This window comes from Streptomyces sp. IBSBF 2435 (genome assembly GCF_036815005.1).
Lineage (GTDB): Bacteria > Actinomycetota > Actinomycetes > Streptomycetales > Streptomycetaceae > Actinacidiphila.
Genome location: NZ_JAJSYW010000215.1, coordinates 1 through 1,484, shown reverse-complemented (window position 1 = coordinate 1,484; position 1,484 = coordinate 1). Strand labels below are relative to the sequence as shown.

The 1,484-nt window shown below is 72.4% G+C and carries 2 protein-coding genes; both read left to right on the top strand.

Annotated elements, in window-relative coordinates; all coding sequences use genetic code 11:
- The first annotated feature begins 257 nt into the window (after nt 1-257).
- Nucleotides 258-1,154: an alpha/beta fold hydrolase gene (locus V7E46_RS29370; RefSeq protein ID WP_333771264.1), complete on the top strand. Its 897-nt coding sequence runs from the start codon at nt 258-260 to the stop codon at nt 1,152-1,154.
- 94 nt (nt 1,155-1,248) lie between these two features.
- Complete coding sequence (locus V7E46_RS29365; RefSeq protein WP_329174996.1) at nt 1,249-1,389, top strand: hypothetical protein; 141 nt, start codon at nt 1,249-1,251, stop codon at nt 1,387-1,389.
- The last annotated feature ends 95 nt before the right edge of the window (nt 1,390-1,484 follow it).

Here is a 1,484-nt window from a genome sequence, read left to right as displayed (position 1 = left end):
AGGAGGCCCCCAAGCGCCGCCGTACGCGCAAGGCCGTCGCCGACGTGCCCGCGCCCTCGGCCGCTGCCGACGAGGTCGTGGTGAAGGCGCCGCGCCGCCGTACGCGCAAGGCGGTCGCCGAAGTGGCCGCCGCGGTGGCCGAAGACAGCTGATCCGTACGCCACACAGCACCCATGGGACACCCCCGGCCCACCAGGCCGGGGGTGTTTCATGCGAGAAGCAACCTGTCGGACATAAGCACCGCGTAATCTCGCTGCATGAGCCGACCGACCACCCTGGACCTGCCGGAGCACGCGTCAGCGCACCGGCTCGACACCTCCCGCGGGTCGTTCGCGGTCCTGGACGCCGCGCCCGCCCCCGGCGCACCCGCCAGGCACGGCACCGCGCTGCTCGTACCCGGCTTCACGGGCAGCAAGGAGGACTTCGCCGACCTGCTGGTGCCGCTGTCCGAGGCGGGTTTCCGGGTCGTCGCGGTGGACGGCCGCGGCCAGCACGAGTCGGGCGGCCCGCGGGGCGAGGCGGCGTACGCGCAGCGCGAGCTGGCCGCTGACGTCTCCGCGCAGGCCGCCGTGCTCGCCGCCGGGGACGGCGGCGCCCCGCTGCACGTGCTGGGCCACTCGCTGGGCGGCCATATCGTGCGGGCGGCGGTGCTCGCCGACAGCGCGGGGCCGTGGGCGTCGCTGACCCTGATGAGTTCCGGCCCCGCCGAGGTGGCGCCCTCCCAGCAGGTCAGGACGCAGCTGCTGATCGACCATCTGCCGACGATGGACATGGAGGCGGCCTGGCGGGCGATGCGCGCGCTGGACGCCGACCGCGGCGACGGCGCCGCGACCCCGGCCTGGCTCGACGACTTCCTGCACCGCCGCTGGGTGTCCACCGCCCCCGAGCAGCTGATCGCCACGGCACGCCAGTTGATGACGGAGCCCGACCGGGTCGACGAACTCGCCGCCGTGCCGCTGCCGAAGCTCGTGCTGTCCGGCGAGGTGGACTACGCCTGGCCGGTGCCGCTGCTCGACGCGATGGCCGAGCGGCTGGGGGCCCGGCGCGTCGTGATCAAGGGCGCGGAGCACTCCCCCAACGCCGAGCGGCCGGCCGAGACGGCCGCCGCGCTCATCGCGTTCTGGACCGGCGAGGGTGCAGCCAGCACTAAGTAGTCGAACCGCCGAAAGAGTTTATTTAGGGTAGGGAATGTTTTGAAGGGGGTGTTCGTTGACCACACATGTAACGAGGGACGAAGGGAGAAGCCCCATGCGCTTCGAAATCATGCGACTCGACGACCGGAACGGCGACGCCGTGGACAGCACTGTCGTGGAAGCTTCCGCCGTCAACAAGATCGTGCAGCAGGCCGCTGCCCTCGGCCAGCGCATCTACATCCGCCCGGCGGACTGATCCGCCGACTCACGCAACAGCGCCCCGTACAGCACGTCCGTACGGGGCGCTTTCGCATGTCGCGGCAGGTCCGGGAGCGGGGCGGGTCCGGGGCC